Source organism: Amnibacterium sp., from assembly GCF_036559085.1.
Lineage (GTDB): Bacteria > Actinomycetota > Actinomycetes > Actinomycetales > Microbacteriaceae > Amnibacterium.
Map to the genome: position 1 here is coordinate 1 of NZ_DATBTU010000005.1, position 17,140 is coordinate 17,140.

16 protein-coding genes are annotated in these 17,140 nt (G+C 73.0%); 5 read left to right on the plus strand and 11 right to left on the minus strand.

Annotation, left to right across the window (positions count from 1 at the left end):
- The 5 genes from VIG76_RS00195 to VIG76_RS00215 all read right to left on the minus strand — a co-directional run.
- A partial coding sequence (locus VIG76_RS00195) for a hypothetical protein (protein WP_331949789.1) occupies window positions 1-755 on the minus strand: 755 nt, incomplete at its 3' end.
- Window positions 756-816: 61 nt separating this feature from the next.
- Window positions 817-2,217: an LCP family protein gene (locus VIG76_RS00200; RefSeq protein WP_331949791.1), complete on the minus strand. Its 1,401-nt coding sequence runs from the start codon at window positions 2,215-2,217 to the stop codon at window positions 817-819.
- Window positions 2,218-2,308: 91 nt separating this feature from the next.
- Window positions 2,309-3,841: a glycosyltransferase family protein gene (locus VIG76_RS00205; protein WP_331949793.1), complete on the minus strand. Its 1,533-nt coding sequence runs from the start codon at window positions 3,839-3,841 to the stop codon at window positions 2,309-2,311.
- Between the two features lie 216 nt (window positions 3,842-4,057).
- Window positions 4,058-4,579, minus strand: a complete 522-nt coding sequence (gene purE, locus VIG76_RS00210; protein WP_331949795.1) for a 5-(carboxyamino)imidazole ribonucleotide mutase — start codon at window positions 4,577-4,579, stop codon at window positions 4,058-4,060.
- A 1-nt stretch (window position 4,580) separates the two neighbouring features.
- Window positions 4,581-5,696, minus strand: a complete 1,116-nt coding sequence (locus tag VIG76_RS00215; protein WP_331949797.1) for a 5-(carboxyamino)imidazole ribonucleotide synthase — start codon at window positions 5,694-5,696, stop codon at window positions 4,581-4,583.
- 124 nt (window positions 5,697-5,820) lie between these two features.
- Here VIG76_RS00215 and VIG76_RS00220 point away from each other — a divergent pair, with 124 nt between their 5' ends.
- The gene (locus VIG76_RS00220) at window positions 5,821-6,315 is read left to right on the plus strand and encodes a GtrA family protein (RefSeq protein WP_331949799.1); all 495 of its coding nucleotides are present in this window, start codon (window positions 5,821-5,823) and stop codon (window positions 6,313-6,315) included.
- Between the two features lie 33 nt (window positions 6,316-6,348).
- Here VIG76_RS00220 and VIG76_RS00225 read toward each other — a convergent pair whose 3' ends face one another.
- On the minus strand, window positions 6,349-6,900 hold the full coding sequence (locus VIG76_RS00225; protein WP_331949801.1) for a PH domain-containing protein: 552 nt from the start codon (window positions 6,898-6,900) through the stop codon (window positions 6,349-6,351).
- 3 nt (window positions 6,901-6,903) lie between these two features.
- Window positions 6,904-7,671, minus strand: coding sequence for a biotin--[acetyl-CoA-carboxylase] ligase (locus VIG76_RS00230; protein ID WP_331949803.1), 768 nt, complete (start codon window positions 7,669-7,671; stop codon window positions 6,904-6,906).
- Window positions 7,672-7,748: 77 nt separating this feature from the next.
- Between VIG76_RS00230 and VIG76_RS00235 the strand changes: the two genes are divergently transcribed.
- Window positions 7,749-9,353, plus strand: coding sequence for an acyl-CoA carboxylase subunit beta (locus VIG76_RS00235; RefSeq protein ID WP_331949805.1), 1,605 nt, complete (start codon window positions 7,749-7,751; stop codon window positions 9,351-9,353).
- On the plus strand, window positions 9,350-9,562 hold the full coding sequence (locus VIG76_RS00240; protein ID WP_331949807.1) for an acyl-CoA carboxylase subunit epsilon: 213 nt from the start codon (window positions 9,350-9,352) through the stop codon (window positions 9,560-9,562). Before VIG76_RS00235 ends, VIG76_RS00240 begins: the two co-directional genes overlap by 4 nt.
- Before the next feature lie 407 nt (window positions 9,563-9,969).
- Here VIG76_RS00240 and VIG76_RS00245 read toward each other — a convergent pair whose 3' ends face one another.
- From VIG76_RS00245 to VIG76_RS00260, 4 genes are all read right to left on the minus strand, one after another.
- Window positions 9,970-11,040: a hypothetical protein gene (locus VIG76_RS00245; protein ID WP_331949809.1), complete on the minus strand. Its 1,071-nt coding sequence runs from the start codon at window positions 11,038-11,040 to the stop codon at window positions 9,970-9,972.
- Window positions 11,037-12,314 (minus strand): sensor histidine kinase, encoded by a 1,278-nt coding sequence (locus VIG76_RS00250; protein ID WP_331949811.1) that lies wholly within the window; start codon window positions 12,312-12,314, stop codon window positions 11,037-11,039. The genes VIG76_RS00245 and VIG76_RS00250 overlap by 4 nt, the downstream gene beginning before the upstream one ends.
- Window positions 12,304-13,002 (minus strand): response regulator transcription factor, encoded by a 699-nt coding sequence (locus VIG76_RS00255; protein WP_331949813.1) that lies wholly within the window; start codon window positions 13,000-13,002, stop codon window positions 12,304-12,306. Before VIG76_RS00255 ends, VIG76_RS00250 begins: the two co-directional genes overlap by 11 nt.
- 131 nt (window positions 13,003-13,133) lie before the next feature.
- Entirely contained in the window at window positions 13,134-14,354 is a 1,221-nt protein-coding gene (locus tag VIG76_RS00260; RefSeq protein WP_331949815.1) for a class I SAM-dependent RNA methyltransferase, read from the minus strand.
- Between the two features lie 199 nt (window positions 14,355-14,553).
- Between VIG76_RS00260 and VIG76_RS00265 the strand changes: the two genes are divergently transcribed.
- Window positions 14,554-15,207 (plus strand): Maf family protein, encoded by a 654-nt coding sequence (locus tag VIG76_RS00265; RefSeq protein ID WP_331949817.1) that lies wholly within the window; start codon window positions 14,554-14,556, stop codon window positions 15,205-15,207.
- Between the two features lie 79 nt (window positions 15,208-15,286).
- Window positions 15,287-17,104, plus strand: coding sequence for an acetyl/propionyl/methylcrotonyl-CoA carboxylase subunit alpha (locus VIG76_RS00270; RefSeq protein ID WP_331949819.1), 1,818 nt, complete (start codon window positions 15,287-15,289; stop codon window positions 17,102-17,104).
- Window positions 17,105-17,140: the final 36 nt, after the last annotated feature.

A 17,140-nucleotide genomic window follows, 5' to 3' on the forward strand; every position in this document is an offset into this window, starting at 1 on the left:
TGCCACCCGCTGAAGACGATCACCTGCTGGTCGAGGAACGGCACGAGGGCGTGCGGCCGGAACTCCGCGAGGAACACGTCGAGGCGGGCGAGGTACGCGTCGAAGCCCAGCGAGGCGAGCCAGAGCAGCTGGCCGAGCACGAACGGGATCGCCCAGGCACCGGCGAAGCGGCCGAGATCCCGCATCCGATCCCGGACCCTCGGGCCGGACGGTGACGGGAAGATCGCGAGCGCCACGAGGAACGCCGGCAGCGCCAGCACGGTGAGGCCGTGCACGACCGCAGCGGCGCCGAGCAGCACGGCGGCGGTCCGGCGGCGCTGCGGCAGCACGGCGATCGCTGCCGCGAGCAGGGCTGCCGCGATCCATCCGCCGGTCGCGACGGAAGGCCCGTAGACGACGGCGCTCGGGTCGGCGCGGAGGTTCAGGGCGAGGATGGCGAGGACGGCGCCGACGCCCGCCCAGCGCCCCGCGGCACGGCGGCCGATGACGAAGAGGCTGATCAGCAGCACCGCGTGGAACGGCAGGATCAGCGCCCGCGCGACCTCGACGGGCAGGTGCAGCAGGTCGAGGCTCGCGTGCTCCGCCGGCGTGACGGGAGCGAGCACGAGCACCGCGAAGAAGATCGTGAGGTGCACCGCGACGAGCACGGAGATCACGACGACGAAGAGCACGTCCGTCCGGGTGCGGGGACGGGCGGCCCGGATCGCGGGAGACGCCGCGACGACGCTGTCGCGGAGGCGGGTCACGGAAGACACGGCCTCGAGGGTAACCGTGCGGCGCCTCGTCCGGAGGGCTTGTCCTCGGGCGAGCCGCGCACTATCCGGCCTTCGCGAGCGTCGTCGCGACGGTCTTCCGGATGGAGGCGTAATCGGGTGACGACGGGGTCACGCGAGGAGGGACGAACTCGATCGTGATCGTCTTCTGCCCTCGTGACTTCACGGCCGCGCCGGCCAGGTCGCCGAGCAGCCCCTGCGGGATGTCGGTGGTCACCGCGGCCGACCCGGCCTTGCCGATGGCCTCGAGCCGGGTGAGCAGGGTGACCGGGTTCATCTGGTGCAGCATCGCCGTCTCGAGCTCGCGCTGGCGCGCCATCCGCGCGTAGTCGCTGTTGCCGATGCCGTGCCGGCTGCGGGCGTACCACATGGCCCGGTTGCCGTTCATGTGCTGCACGCCCTTCTCGATCCACACCTTCACCCCGGTGGGGTTGCCGTTCGCGTCGACGCCGCCGCCGATGGGCAGCCGCTGCTTCACGTCGATGGTCACGCCGCCCATCGCGTCGATCAGCTTCCCGAACGCGCCCATGTCGACGAGCACCGAGTACTGGATCGGGATGCCGAGGGAGCCCTCGACCGCCTCCTTCGTGGCCTCGATGCCCGGCAGGGTGTGGTCGGCCTTCGCGTTGGGGTAGAGCTGCGGGCTCTTCAGCTGCACCTCGGTGTAGATGGAGTTCAGCTCGCAGACGTCGACGTTGCAGGTGTCGTGCCAGCCGTAGCCGTGGGGATACGCCTTCAGCATCGGCGAGCCGGCGGCGAACGGCATGTTCCGCAGGTCCCTGGGCAGGCCGAACATCACCATGTGGCCGGTGACGGCGTTCACGCTGACGACGGAGATGCTGTCGGGACGCAGCCCGGATCGGCCGGGGCCCGCGTCCCCGCCGAGCAGCAGGATGTTGTAGCGGCCGCCGGCGGGCAGGGCCACGCGGGTGCCGCTGAAGAGCGAGCCGAGCGCGTCCCTGGCCTGACCAGCTGTGACGGCGGCCTGCACGGCGCCGCCGGTGCCGACGACGAGGGCGACGACGAGCACCGCCGCGACCCCGATCCGGGACCCGGGTCGCACGGCGGGGAGCCGCACGAGGCGCAGCGTGTTCAGCGTGAGCACGATCCAGAGCACCGCCCACGCGAGCACCACGCCCTGGACCACCGTGAGCCCGACGGCGTTGCTCGGGATCGACAGCGGCACCTGCGGCAGCACGAAGAAGAGGCCGGCCGCGAGCAGCACGGCGATCAGCCCGAGCAGCCAGACCCCGAGCGCGAATCGGCCGAGCCGCCGGTTCCCGGCGAGCGCCTGGGCGCTGCCCGGGACGAGCACGTGGAGCACGACGAGCCACCAGGCGCGGCGCGTCATCAGCGCGGGGTCGGCGCCGTTCGGGTCGCGGAAGACCGACGCCCTCGCGGGCGGCGGCACCTGCGCTCGGGGCCGCGCCGCGGACAGCGTCATCGGACGCGTCCGGATCGGCTCGACGGGCTCGGCATCGCAGGAGGGTACCGCGGAGGGACAAGGGAGCCCCGGACGATCCGCCGGATCCGGATCACGGAGTCGTCCGCAGGACGTACTTCCCGTGCTCCGCGAGCACCTGGCCCCGTTCGAGGACCGCGCGCGAAGCGGCACTCAACCCGGTCAGCGGGCGGAACACGAACGTCGCCTCCCCCGACCGGAGGTACTGCAGGACGTCACGCTGCCAGCGCGGGTTGTCCGGACGCGACACCTCCACGCCGTTCACCCTGAACCGGTCGCGGTCGTAGGTGTACCCCGTCACGTCGGGCCGGAAGGCGCAGCCGTGGCTCAGGTCGCGCGACAGCGTGTCGAGCGCGATCACGCCGGTGGGATCGTCGGTGGTGACGCACCCCTTCACGGCGAGTGCTGCAGGCCGGAGCGCCGCGACGGGGAGCCGGGCGCCGACGCCTCCGGTGTCCCGTTTGACGTTCGCGACCACGATGAGGGCGATCAGGACGACGGCTGCGGCGATCCGGAACGACGGCTTGGGCAGCAACCGCGCGAGGCGTCCCGCGCCGATCCCCACCGTCACCGCCGCCGGGGGCGCGACCAGCGCGACGTAGTGGAGGAAGTACGACGGGCTCGCGAGGATCACGGCCGCGCCGGCCGCAGTCAGGGCCGGGTACACCCGCGCTCCTGGAACGGTGCACGCCGCGGCGCCGAGCACGATCACCGCGAGGAGCACCACCGCGCCGAACACGACCGGGGTGAACGGCGCGAGCGCGCCGTGCAGGGTCGGTACCCCTGACATCCCGACCAGTCGCTGCTTGAGCGCCGACACGAGCGAGTGGGGGCCCGGCCGGCCCAACTGATCCAGCACCACCTGCTGCCACATCGTCGACGGAGCCAGCACGAAGAACGGGAGGTAGGCGAGCAGGCCGGCGATGACGACACCGGCGAGGTAGAGGAGTCGGCGGCCGGGCTGGAACACGACGATGACCGCCAGGGGCACGACGTACCAGACCTTGAACCCCAGGGACAACCCGCCCACCACGCCGGCGATCAGCACCCCGAGCCTCGGCCGGGACCATGCGGCGCCGAGGAGCAGGAGGGAGAGCAGGATCAGGGTCGATGCGAGCGGCTCGAGCAGGGTGCTGTGCTCCGAGTAGGCCGCCGGGAAGAAGATCGCGTAGGAGAACCCCGCCACCGCACCGGCGATGCGACCGAACCGACGCGCGAGCAGGGCGGCGAGGACCGCGTTCACCGCTCCGATGGCCATGAACGCGAGACGGGCGAGCTCGAACGCGCGGGCGTCGCTGATCAGCGTCCCGAGCCACGCGAACGGCGCGAGCGCGACGAGGATCGAGGGCGGCTGGATGAACAGGAAGTCGCGGTACGGGAACCGGCCGTGGACGAGGGCGGCCGCCCCGCTGAAGTACACGCTGTCGTCGTATCCCGCCTCCCCGAGGAGGCCGCCCCCGCGGAGCATCAGGCCGAGCCGGACCAGGAACGCCACGACGGCGATGACGGCGACGACCAGGATCCAGGCCGACTCTCGAGGCCCCAGGCCCCGGAGTCGCCCCATCCGCCCTGCGACGCCGCTGCTCGCCACCGTGTCCGTCGTCATCGTGATGATGTCCCTCCTTGAACGCGGATGATCGCCCGGCGGGCGGGCGCCGCTGGGGTGCGGGTCATGCAGCCTCCCGGCACGCGCTCCGCGATGATGCCGGAGCCACCTTGCCGTGGTCCCCGAGCATCGATGGCCGTGACCCTCCGTCGCGCCCGATCCGCCTGAGATCGGCCCGTTCAGCCCACGGCCGGTGCGGATGGCGGCCGGCGACGCTCAGCCGAGGTGCTCCCGGTCGAGCCTCACGTCCTTCTCGGCGACCTGGCGCTCGAGGTCGGTGCGGTAGGCGGCGAGGCGCTGCGTGAGCGCGGCGTCGGCGGTGGCGAGGATGCGCACGGCGAGCAGCCCGGCGTTCGCGGCGTTGCCGATCGCGACGGTGGCGACGGGCACCCCGGTGGGCATCTGCACGATGGAGAGCAGCGAGTCGAGCCCGTCCAGGGTCTTCAGCGGCACAGGCACCCCGATCACGGGCAGGGGCGTGACGGCGGCGAGCATGCCGGGCAGGTGGGCGGCGCCCCCGGCACCCGCGATCACGACCTTCAGCCCGCGATCCGCGGCGGCCTCACCCCACTCGAGCATCGCGCGCGGCGTGCGGTGCGCGGAGAGCACCCGCGCCTCCCACGGCACCTCGAAGTCGGCGAGGACGGCGGCGGCGCGCTGCATGACGGGCCAGTCGGAGTCGCTCCCCATCGCGATCCCGACGACCGCAGTGCTCCCGGCGTCCCCCACCCGCCACATGCTAGGCGGTGCCGGACAGCCGCGCGGACGCCGCCCTGGCCTGGAAGACCAGGTCGTCGAGGTCCTCGCCGGTGACGGTGACGTGCCCGATCTTCCGGCCGGGACGCGGGGCCTTGCCGTACAGATGGAGCTTCGCCGTCGGATGCTCGGCGAGCAGTCCTGGCACCCGCGAGTCGAGGTCGCCGTCCTCGGGTCCGCCGAGCACGTTCACCATCACGCTCCACGGATCGCGGCAGCCGGTCGCGCCGAGCGGCAGGTCGAGCACCGCGCGGAGGTGCTGCTCGAACTGGCTCGTGGTGGCGCCCTCGATCGTCCAGTGGCCCGAGTTGTGCGGGCGCATCGCGAGCTCGTTGACGAGGATGCGCGCGTCGACCGTCTCGAACAGCTCGACGGCGAGCACGCCGGTCACGTCGAGGGCCTCGGCGACGGTCATCGCGATGTCGCAGGCGAGGTCTGCGATGCGGCCCGCGCTGTGCGGGGCCGGGGCGATCACCTCGCGGCAGACGCCGCCGCCCTGCACGGTCTCGACGAGCGGCCACGCGACGAGCTCGCCGGAGGGCCGGCGTGCCACCTGCTGCGCGAGCTCGCGCCGGAAGTCCACGACCTCCTCGGCGAGCAGCGGCCCGTCGGCCAGCCAGTCCGCCGCCTCGGCGCCCGTCGTCACGACCCGCACGCCTTTGCCGTCGTAGCCGCCGCGCGGGGTCTTCACGATCGCCCGGCCGCCGTTGGCGTCGAGGAACGCGGTGAGCTGCGCCTCATCGGCGACCTCGGCCCAGACGGGCTGCGGGACGCCGAGCTCGTCCATCCGCCGACGCAGCACGAGCTTGTCCTGGGCGTGCGCGAGGGCGCCGGGCCCCGGCCGCACTGCCACGCCCGCCTCGACGAGCGCGGCGAGCACCGGCTGCGGCACGTGCTCGTGGTCGAAGGTGACCACGTCGACGTCGCGGGCGAAGGCCAGGACCGCGTCCGCGTCCCCGGCCGCACCGATCGCGGTCACGGCGAGCCGGGCGGAGGCGTCCGGCCCCTCCCCCAGCACCGCGATGTCGATACCGAGCTCGACGGCCGCGGGCACCATCATCCGGGCGAGCTGCCCGCCACCGATCACCCCGACGCGCATGGTCCTCCCTGCTCCTCCGGCCGTTCCTTTGCGCGGCACGACCTATGCTGCGCGGGAACAGTCTCACGGGCGCCGCGCCCGCCCGAGCCCCGCATGGGCCCGAAATCCTGAACGAAGAGAGCGTATGCGTCGTCCGAACATCGGTGCACTCGGCCGTCAGCTGACGCAGTTCGCCCTCGTCGGCGGCGTCGGCTTCGTCGTCGACCTCGCCGTGTTCAACGCGCTGCGGCTCACCGTGTTCGACCCGTCGCGCATCCACGAGGGGCCGCTGCTCGCCAAGACGGTGTCGACGATCGTCGCCATCGCGGTGAACTGGATCGGCAACCGGTACTGGACGTTCGGCCCGCACCGCAGCACACGCGGCGGCATGGAGGCGCTCGAGTTCCTCGCGGTCTCGATCCTCGGGATGCTGGTGGGCCTCGGATGCCTCTGGTTCTCGCACTACCTGCTCGGGCTCACGAGCCCGCTCGCCGACAACGTCTCGGCGAACGTCGTCGGCCTCATGCTCGGCTCGATCGTGCGGTTCTCCCTGTACCGGCACTGGGTCTACGCCCCGGGCCGGGCGAACCGGATCGCGGATCGCGCCGCGAAGCTCAAGTCGGCGGGCATCACCGAGTAGGTGCCGGCGCTCCTCGCCGGGCGCACACCGGGATCAGCCGGCGCGGCGGGCGTTCTGGACGGGGCCGGCTCGCTCGATGAGGTCCGCCACGGCCCGCTGCACGAGCCGCGCCCGCGGCACGTCCCGGAGGATCATCGTGCCCTCCGCGCCCGCGTGCACGATGACGTCCCCGCTGCCGGTGAGCAGCTGCATCGGCCCTCGCCGCAGCGTGGCCTCGGAGCCGCGGCCGAGCAGGAACTCCGTGCGCTCGCGCACGAAGAACCCGTGCTTCACGATGAGTCGTCGGGTCGTGATGATCGTGATCCGGTTGAGCCAGAGCACCAGCGGCACGAGCGAGGTCAGCACCGCGAGCACGCCGGCGACGATCGGCAGCGCGAGGTTCAGCCACGCGGGCGAGAGGCGCCCCCACCAGTAGCCGGTGCCGAAGCAGAGGAGCACGAAGCAGACCGCCGGGAGCACGAGGTGGCGGCCGGATCGGCGCATCCGCACGACGACGTGCTCGGGCTGCTCGCGCACCGCGGGCGGCGCCGGGGCGCGACGCTCGGCGCGACCGGGCATCGCCCGGGTCCCGCCCCCGATCGCCATGCCCTATTCATACCGCAGGTGCTCGACGTCGCCCGTGGCGATCGCCGTCGTTGCGCGGATCCCCAGGTCGGTCACCTCGATCCGGCCATCGGCCCCGATGCCGGTGGCCGTGCCGACGACCGCGCCGCCGTCCGGGAGGGTGACGCGGACGCGGCGGCCGATGGTCTCGCAGGTGCCGCTGACCGCGTCGTGCAGCCCGGATGCGACCGGGTCGCCGCCCGCCGCCTCGAGGTCGCCGACGAGCCGCCGCAGCTGCTCGAGCCAGCCCGCGATCAGGGCGTCCGGGTCGGTCGGGCCGCCTTCGATGGCGAGGGAGGTCGCGGTGGGCACGGGGAGCTCGTCGGCGCCGAGCCGGTGGTTCAGCCCCGCGCCGAGCACCGCGCCGCCCGGCAGCGCCTCCGCGAGCAGGCCGCACACCTTCCGGCCGCCGATCAGCACGTCGTTCGGCCACTTCACGGCCGCGGCGACATCCATCGCCCGCAAGGACCGGGCCATCGCCGTGCCGGCGAGCAGCGACAGCCATCCGTAGCGCTCCGCCGGGATGCGCGGGGTGAGCAGCACGGAGATCGCGAGCGAGGTGCCGGGGGGCGCCGTCCAGGCACGGCCGAGGCGGCCGCGGCCGGCGGTCTGGGTGTCCGTCACCAGCACGGACCACGCCGGCCACGCCGCGGGGTCGGCGGCGGCGAGCCGTCCGAGCTCCGCGTTCGTCGATCCGGCGGTGTCCCGCCACTCGAGTCGGGAGGCGAGCGCGGCGGTGCGAGGCAGGTCCACGCGCCGAGCCTAGGCACCGCCGCGGATGCCGGGCGGGGCCCCGGATCCGCAGCAGGACCCGGGGCTAGGCTCGGCTGGTGACCGACACCGACCAGGCAGCGGCCGGCGCGCCCGCCACCACGGCAGCCCGGCTGGCCGACCTCCGCGACCGCTACCACGAGGCCGTGACCGCGAGCGGCGAGGCCGCGATCGCCAAGCAGCACGCCAAGGGCAAGAAGACCGCTCGCGAGCGGATCGAGCAGCTGCTCGACCACGGCACGTTCGTCGAGCTCGACGAGTTCGTCCGCCACCGCACCCACGCGTTCGGGATGGAGTCGAAGCGTCCGTACGGCGACGCGGTCGTCACGGGCATGGGCGAGATCCACGGCCGCCAGGTGGCGGTCTACAGCCAGGACTTCACGATCTTCGGCGGCTCCCTCGGCGAGGTCGCCGGCGAGAAGATCATCAAGGTGATGGAGCACGCCCTGAAGACCGGCGTGCCGATCATCGGCATCCTCGACTCCGGCGGCGCCCGGATCCAGGAGGGCGTCGTCGCGCTCGGCAAGTACGGCGAGATCTTCCGGCGCAACACCGCCGCATCCGGGGTCATCCCGCAGATCTCCATCGTGATGGGGCCGGCCGCCGGCGGGGCCGTCTACTCCCCCGCGCTCACCGACTTCGTGATCATGGTCGACAAGACCAGCCAGATGTTCGTCACCGGCCCCGACGTGATCAAGACCGTCACCGGCGAGGACGTCGGCATGGAGGAGCTCGGCGGCGCGTTCACGCACAACACCCGCTCGGGCGTCGCGCACTACCTCGCCGCCGACGAGGACGACGCGCTCGACTACGCGCGCACCCTGATCGGCTACCTGCCCGACAACAACATGACGGACGCGCCCCTCTACGCCTCGACCGCGGAGGTGGAGGTGACGGACGCCGACCGGCGCCTGAACACCCTCATCCCCGACAGCCCGAACCAGCCGTACGACGTGCACGAGGTCATCGAGACGCTGGTCGACGACGGCGAGTTCCTCGAGACGCAGCCGCTGTACTCCCCGAACATCGTCGTCGGCTTCGGCCGGATCGAAGGCCGCACGATCGGCATCGTGGCGAACCAGCCGAGCTCGATGGCCGGCACGCTGAACATCGATGCGGGCGAGAAGGCCGCCCGCTTCGTGCGGTTCTGCGACTCGTTCTCGATCCCGATCCTCACCCTCGTCGACGTGCCCGGCTACCTGCCGGGCACCGACCAGGAGTGGACCGGCGTCATCCGGCGCGGCGCGAAGCTGCTCTACGCCTACGCCGAGGCGACCGTGCCGCTCGTCACCGTGATCACAAGGAAGGCCTACGGCGGGGCGTACATCGTGATGGGCTCGAAGCAGCTCGGCGCCGACCTGAACTACGCGTGGCCGACCGCCGAGATCGCCGTCATGGGCGGCCAGGGCGCGGTGAACATCCTGTACCGGGGCGAGATCAAGCGGGCCGAGCAGGCCGGCGAGGACGTCGACGCCGTGCGCACCCGCCTCGCGAACGAGTACACGTACAACGTCGCGAGCCCCTTCCTGGCGGCCGAACGCGGCGAGCTCGACGGAGTGATCGAGCCCGCCTCCACCCGCATCACCGTGATCAAGGCGTTCCGCGCCCTGCGCACCAAGCGGGCCAGCATGCCGCCGAAGAAGCACGGGAACATCCCCCTGTGACCGACGCCCCCGAGAGCCCGCGGATCCTCGGCGGGTCGGCCACGGACGACGAGATCGCGGCGATCGCGGCCGTCTTCGCCCAGCTGCAGCTCGAGCGCGCCGCCGCCGTGCAGGCGCTGCCCGTCAAGGCGCCGTCGCTCTGGATGCGCACGCTGCGGCCGCTCCGGCGGCCCGGCACCACCGACGGCAGCTGGACCGACATCCGCTGACCCGAACAGGGGGTCCCGTACCGACCGGTCCGCCCGATTTGTACCCCGAATGTCCCCGATTCGGCCTACTGCGGCCGTTCGGGAGGGCCGTGCAGAATAGGGGTACAGCGTCGACCGACCCACGGCGACGCGACCGGGCGAGACGCCGATCAGGGTAAGCAGGCGTCCGTCGGGGGCGAAGCGACGAGATATTCGGGTTGTCTCACCGTTTCGGGGGTGTACAGGGGCCGGTCTGGGGAGGCCGGCCCCTTTCGCTGTGCCCATGGTCTTCGATCCGCAAGCGGATCGAAGACGTCGCTGATGGTGCGCTCCGCAGATCCGTCCTGAAGACGAGTTGCCACTCGTGGCGACTTCTCGAGGCCGGAAGTCGCCACGAGTGGCAACTCCTTGGGTGGTGGTCCGAGCGGTCAGGAGGCGACCGGGACGGGCGCGCCGACGGGGCGGTCCAGCTCCAGCCAGAGGTCCACGTCCTCGTCGTCGTCCTCGAGGCCGAGCGCGCTCGCCGACGACGTGCCGCTCGAGAGGCCGACGACCGTGACGGCCTTGGTCGAGCCCTTCGGGGCCGTGCGGATGATGATGCGGTCCGACCGCACCCGGCTGATCGCCTCGGCGACCCGGTCGAGCACGGGGTTCATCAGGTCCGCGTCGATGTCGTCCACGCCGCCGTCGTCGAGCACCTGCACGAACGCGCCGCGACGTCGCGCCGCGATGACCTGCTCGCGCAGCGCGTCGTTCAGCAGCCGGCGTCCGCGGATCTCGTCGCGGATCGACTGCTCGAGCACGCGGCACTCCTGGCGGTCCGCCTCGTCGAGGTCGCCGCCGACCTCGGCGATGCGGCGCAGCATCGGCAGCGCCATGCGACTCGTCTGCGTGAGCCGCACCTGCCGCTCGAAGTGGTGCGCGTCCTGCGCGGCCTGCCACTCCACGGCCTCCCGCTCCGCGCGGGCGAACTGGCGGACGTCGACCGTGGCGCGGGCGAGCGCCCGAGTGAAGACGTGGGCGATGCTGACCCAGAGCACGTCGCCCAGCACGCCGAAGCGCGTCAGTCCGAGCGGGCCGGCCCAGGCCACGGTCTGCGTCACGACCAGGCCGGTGCCGAACCAGGCGTACGTGGTGTGCCGGCGCACGGCCGTGATCGTGAGCAGCGTGCCGACGGCGGCGACGTACCAGGTGGCGTGGCCGAGGTCGGGCGCGGTGACGTCCAAGGAGCTCGCCACGAGCAGCGTGATCGAGAGGGCCACGCCCACGTTCAGCCCGGCCAGCCAGACCGGCATCTCGACCCGGCGGCCGACGGTCACCGACAGCCCCGTCGCGAGGACGTAGAGCACGAGCGCGATCACGACCCGCTCGATGTGGTCGTGGCCCGGGGTCTCGTAGTACTGCGGCGTGGTGAGGAGCGCCGAGAGCCCGAGCACCACGTGGTACAGCGAGAAGCCGATGCCGAGCGCGACGAGCAGCGGGCGCGGGAGGGTGATCATCCGAGCGCCAGCTCGTTCAGGTCGACCGGCTCGACCGCCTCACGGGAGGCGGCGGGCCAGGAGAGCGTGATCGTGGTGCCGAGGCCCGGAGCGGTGCGGATCTCCGCGTCGCCGCCGACGAGGCGGAGGCGCTCGAGGATCGACACGCGCACGCCGAGCCGCTCGCTCGCGATCAGCGCCGGGTCGAAGCCCGCGCCGTCGTCGGAGATGACGGACTGCACGCCGCCCGCGGATGTGCCGCGCAGCACGACGGACCGCGTGATCTCGGGGCCGCCGGCGTGCTTGACGCTGTTCGTCATCGCCTGCACCGTCGCGGACACGAGCGCCTCCGCCGCACCCGTGGGCAGCAGCCGGCCGTCGAGGTTCTCGGTGCTGATCGAGAACCGGTCGACGACCGCCAGCGCGTCCTCCTCGATCCGGGGCACGAGCTCGACGAGCAGCACGCGCGGCCCGGTCTCCGCCGCGACCGTCGCGCGGGAGAGGTGCCCCATCGCGTTCCGGGCCATGCGCGCCGCCAGCGACTTGGCGTCCGCGGTCTGCGCGGCGGCGGCCGAGAGGAAGGTCGTGAGCACCGAGTCGTGCACGAGCGCGTCGGTCCGCACCCGTTCAGCCTCCATCGCCTGGTCGATCTGCGCGGCGGCATACCGCTGCAGCGCATTCGTCTGGGCGGTGTCCACCTGCGCGGCGGCAAGCCGGACGGCGACCGTGAGGATGAGCAGGGCGAGGTTCAGGGCGACTGCATAGACCGCGTCGAGCACGGCATCCGTGACGGAGAGGCTCCCGCCGTACGGCGAATGGCGGATCACGCCGACGGCCACGCCGATGAGCCCCGTGTAGAGCGCCGGGGTGATCCACTCGCGGCGGGCGATGATCACGAACCCGCTCGGCACGGCGGCGAGCTCCGTCAGCCACGGCGTCTCCCCGCCGGTGAGGCTCTGCCCGGGCGCGAAGGAGGGGACCCAGAGCAGCAGCGCCACGAGGTAGGCGGCAGCGGCGGTGAGGAAGATCTGCCGCGTCCACTGGCGCAGCACGGCCGCCAGCCCCGCGACGAGGATGGAGCCGTAGACGAGGACCACGACCGCGTGCCCGATGGCGGTGTCGAGCACGCCCCACTGGGAGATGAGCGCCGGCAGGCTCTGCACGCTGAAGAGCACGCCGAACAGGCTCATCGCGACGGCGAGGGTGACCTCGACTCGGCGCGTGCCGATCGGTGAGACGAAGCCGCGGGCTCCGGCCGCCGGGTGATCAGGGAGCGCCGGCTCCTCAGGCCTCATCGTCGTCGGAGTCGGTGTCGAGGTTCGGCAGGATGCCGTCCTCCACCGCGCGGCGGAGCAGGTCCACCTTGGTGGGGGCGGGCCGCCCGACCTCGACGTACTTCACGCGGATGCGGTCGAGGTACTCGCGCACGGTCGACGGCGCGATGCCGAGCTGCTCGGCGACCATCCGCAGCGGGAGGCCCGAGGCGTAGAGGTTGAGTACGTCGCGCTCGCGCCGGCCGAGCTGGGCCTTCGCGAACTCGACGTCCGCGTCGATCGCGCTCGCCCACTCGAGGTTGTTGAGCACCTCGCCGCGGGCGACGGTGCGGATCGCGGCCATCACGGTCGCGGTGGCGGCGGACTTCGGGATGACGCCGGCGGCACCGGCGGCGAGCGCCTCGCGGACGCCTGCGGCGCGGTCGGCGATGGAGTGGATGAGCACGCCCGCGCCGGTGGCCTGGATGTTCTTCACGTTCTCGGTGATGGTCGAGCCGTCACCGAGGGAGAGGTCGAGCACGACCACGTCGATCTCGCGCCCGTTCAGGCGGTCGATGAGCTCCTTGACGGTCGCGCCCTCGTCGACGAACTGGAAGCCCTCGCGCATGCAGGCAGCGCTGAGGCCGAGACGGACGGATTCGTGGTCGTCGACGACGGCGACGCGGACGAGTTCGGTCATGGTCTCCGCCTGGGCGTTCGTGATGGTCATCAGAAGGGTCTCCTCGGTATGAACGGCAGGAGTCTACGGATTTCGGGGGACAGAACGGACCGACGGGTGCACCCCGATCGGGGAGGGTCCGTCCCCCAGTTCGGGGTGGTGTCCCCCGTCCCCATCCAGCATCAGCCCTGGGCGAGGGCCGCGACCACCTCGAAGTGGTGCGTGTTCGGGAACAGGTCGAAGGCGTCCAGGCGGCGGGGCCGCCATCCGTGCTCGGCGAACGTCGCGAGGTCGCGGGCGAGCGCCACGGGGTCGCAGGCGACGTAGACGACCTGCGCCGGCGCGAGCGCCACGACGCCCTCCACCACGGCGCGGCCGACGCCGGAGCGCGGCGGGTCGAGCACGACGGTCGCTCCGGGCCTCTGGCCCTTCTCCCGGCCGAGGAACACGTCGACGCGCGCGCCGACCGTCCTCGCGCCCCGCCAGTCGGCGAGGTTCTCGCGCGCGTGCCGGCTCGCACGGCGGTCCGCCTCGACGGTCGTGACGACCGTGGTCGGGCCGCCGAGATCGCCGAGCGCCGCGGCGAGCAGGCCGACGCCCCCGTAGAGGTCGAGGTTGCCGGCGCGCGGATCGAACAGGCCGGGATCGATGGCGGCGCCGACCGCTGCCGTGAGCACCGCGGGCGCGGCCGGGTGGACCTGCCAGAACCCGGTGGCCTCGAGCACGAACGTGCGGTCGCCGATCCGCTCGCGGACGGGCGAGTGGGTGGTGCCGTTCGGCAGCGCGAAAGCCGTCCCCGCCGACGGCGCGACGAGGTCGACGGGGCCCGGCCTCCGCGGCACGGACGGCAGCAGGTCCTCGAGCTCGCTGACGCCGAGCGGGAGGTCGTCGACGGCCACGACGTGCCGGGTCCGTGCCGCGTACGGCCCCGCCCGACCGTCGTCGTCGACGTGGAGGCGGATGCGGGTTCGCGAACGGGTGCCGTCCGGCAGCCCCGGCACCGCCCGCACCTGCGGGTCGAGCGCGTCGAGCTGCGCCTCGTCCATCCGCCCGGTGCGCTCGAGGGCGTCGCGCAGCACCGTCGTCTTCAGCGCCCGCTGCCGCTCGGGGGCGATGTGCCCGAACTCGGCGCCGCCGGCGCGGTCCGCCGGGTCCCGGTCGACGGACGCGGCCGACCAGATGTGCGGCCGCCGGTCGGGTGACGCCTCGAGCACGGACACCGTCTCGGCGCGGAAGAAGCGGCCGTGGGTCGTGTCGCTGAGGCGGGCGAGCACCCGCTCCCCCGGCAGCGTGTCCCCGACGAACACCACGCGGCCCTCGTGCTCGGCCACCGCCACGCCGCCGTGCGCGATGCGCAGCACGTCGAGCTCGACGAGGTCGCCTGGGGTCTCCGGATCCGTCACCCCCTAAGGGTGCCCGACGCGGGCGGTGCCGCCGCACCACCCCCGCCCGCCCGGCCGCCCGGCCGCCCGGCCGCCCGGCCATGGAACCCGCGTCTGCTGTCCGCACGGACAACTGTCGGCGTTGTACCGGCAGCAGTTGTCCGTGCGGACAGCAGACATCGTCGGGAAGCGGCGCAGGGGTGCGGATTACCGTGGCGGCATGCGCCTCGTGCTCGCCTCCACCTCCCCCGCCCGCCTCGCGCTGCTGCGGGCCGCCGGCGTCGAGCCGGAGATCGTGCCCTCGTCCGTCGACGAGCCCGCGGCCGTCGCGGCGGAGGAGGACCGCCTCGGGCGGCCCCTCGACCCGGACGAGACGGTGCTGCTGCTCGCCCGCGCCAAGGCGGAGGCCGTCGCCGCGCTGCACGGCGCGGAGGATGCCCTCGTGCTCGGCGGCGACTCCGCGTTCGCGTTCGACGGCAGCATCCACGGCAAGCCGCACACCCCCGACCGGGCGCTCGAGCGCTGGAAGGCGCAGCGCGGCCGCGAGGGCGTCCTGCACTCCGGGCAGTGGCTGATCGACGGGCGCACCGGCCGCGGCGACGGGACCGTCACCCGAGCGCTCGTGCGGTTCGCCGCCGACCTCACCGACGCCGAGCTGGGCGCGTACGTCGCCTCCGGCGAGCCCCTCGCGGTGGCCGGCGCGTTCACGATCGACAGCCTCGGCGGCCCGTTCATCGACCGGATCGAGGGCGATCCGTCGACCGTCGTCGGGCTCTCCCTGCCCGCGCTCCGCCGCCTCGTACGGGCGACCGGGACCGAGTGGACCGCGCTCTGGCGTCAGGGCCTGCACACCGGCGACGCCCGGGCCCTGTAGGAACCGGACGGCGGTTCGTCGGGAGGTTTGTAGCACGCTTCCAAGGGAGCGGCGGATCCGGCCAATAGGGTGAGGAATCATGTCGCGACGGAACCAGCGCCCGATCACCAAGGTGCTGATCGCGAACCGCAGCGAGATCGCCGTGCGGATCATCCGCGCGGCCCGCGACGCCGGCATCACCTCCGTCGCCGTCTACGCCGACCAGGACCGCGACGCCCGGCACGTGCGGCTCGCCGACGAGGCCTACGCGCTGAACGGCACGACGAGCGCCGACACCTACCTCGTCATCGAGAAGCTGCTGTCGATCGCCCGCCGCAGCGGCGCGGACGCGGTGCATCCCGGCTACGGCTTCCTCTCCGAGCGCGCCGACTTCGCGCAGGCCGTTCTCGACGCGGGCCTCATCTGGATCGGCCCGCCGCCGTCGGCCATCGAGCAGCTCGGCGACAAGGTCACCGCGCGGCACGTCGCGGAGCGCGTGGGCGCCCCGCTCGCGCCCGGCACCCTGAACCCGGTCGAGACCGCGGGCGAGGTCGTCGCCTTCGCCGACGAGGTCGGCCTGCCGATCGCCATCAAGGCGGCGTTCGGCGGCGGCGGCCGCGGCCTGAAGGTCGCCCGCACCCGCGACGAGATCCCGGAGCTCTTCGAGTCGGCCACCCGCGAAGCCGTCGCGGCGTTCGGCCGCGGCGAGTGCTTCGTCGAGAAGTACCTCGACAAGCCCCGCCACGTCGAGACCCAGTGCCTCGCCGACGAGCACGGCAACGTGGTCGTCGTCTCCACCCGCGACTGCTCGCTGCAGCGCCGGCACCAGAAGCTCGTCGAGGAGGCGCCCGCGCCGTTCCTCAGCGAGGAGCAGACCGCGCTGCTCTACTCGGCGTCGAAGGCGATCCTCAAGGAGGTCGGCTACGTCGGCGCCGGTACCTGCGAGTTCCTCGTCGGGGCCGACGGCACGGTGTCGTTCCTCGAGGTGAACACCCGCCTCCAGGTGGAGCATCCCGTCTCCGAGGAGGTCACCGGCCTCGACCTCGTGCGCGAGCAGTTCCGCATCGCCGAGGGCCAGGAGCTCGGCTACGGCGACCCCGTCCCGCGCGGCCACTCGTTCGAGTTCCGGATCAACGGCGAGGACCCGGGCCGCAACTTCCTGCCGTCGCCCGGCCCGGTGCAGGCGTTCCGCGTGCCCGGCGGCCCGGGCGTGCGCATCGACTCCGGCGTCACCACCGGCGACGTCGTCTCCGGCGCCTTCGACTCGATGCTCGCCAAGCTCATCGTGACCGGATCCGACCGCCGGGACGCGCTCGAGCGGTCCCGCCGCGCGCTGGCCGAGTTCGAGGTCGCCGGCCTGCCCACGGTCATCCCGTTCCACCGCGCCGTCGTCCGCGACCCCGCCTTCATCGCCGACGACGGCGTCTTCGGCGTCTTCACGAACTGGATCGAGACGCAGTTCGTCAACACGCTCGAGCCGTGGAGCGGATCCCTCGGCGACCAGGACCCGCGCGGCACCGCCCCCGACGACCGGCACCGCGTCACGGTCGAGGTCAACGGCAAGCGGATCGAGGTCTCGCTGCCCGCCGCCCTCGCGAAGGGCGACAGCGGGGTCACCCCGCCCGCTCCCCCGCCCCGCCGGCGCAGCAGCGGCGGCGGCCGGGCCACCGGCGCATCCGGCAACGCGGTGAAGGCGCCGATGCAGGCCACCATCGTGAAGGTCGCCGTGAAGGCGGGTCAGCGGGTCGTCACCGGCGAGCTCGTCGCCGTGCTCGAGGCCATGAAGATGGAGCAGCCGATCACGGCCCACCGCGACGGCGTGGTCTCCGGCCTCACGGCGAAGGCCGGCACCACGGTCGCGTCCGGCACGGTGCTGCTCGAGATCCTCGACGACGCCTCGGTGCCCGCCCCGGTCTGAGCCGGCCCTTCATCGCGTCGTTCCGGAGTTCTTGAG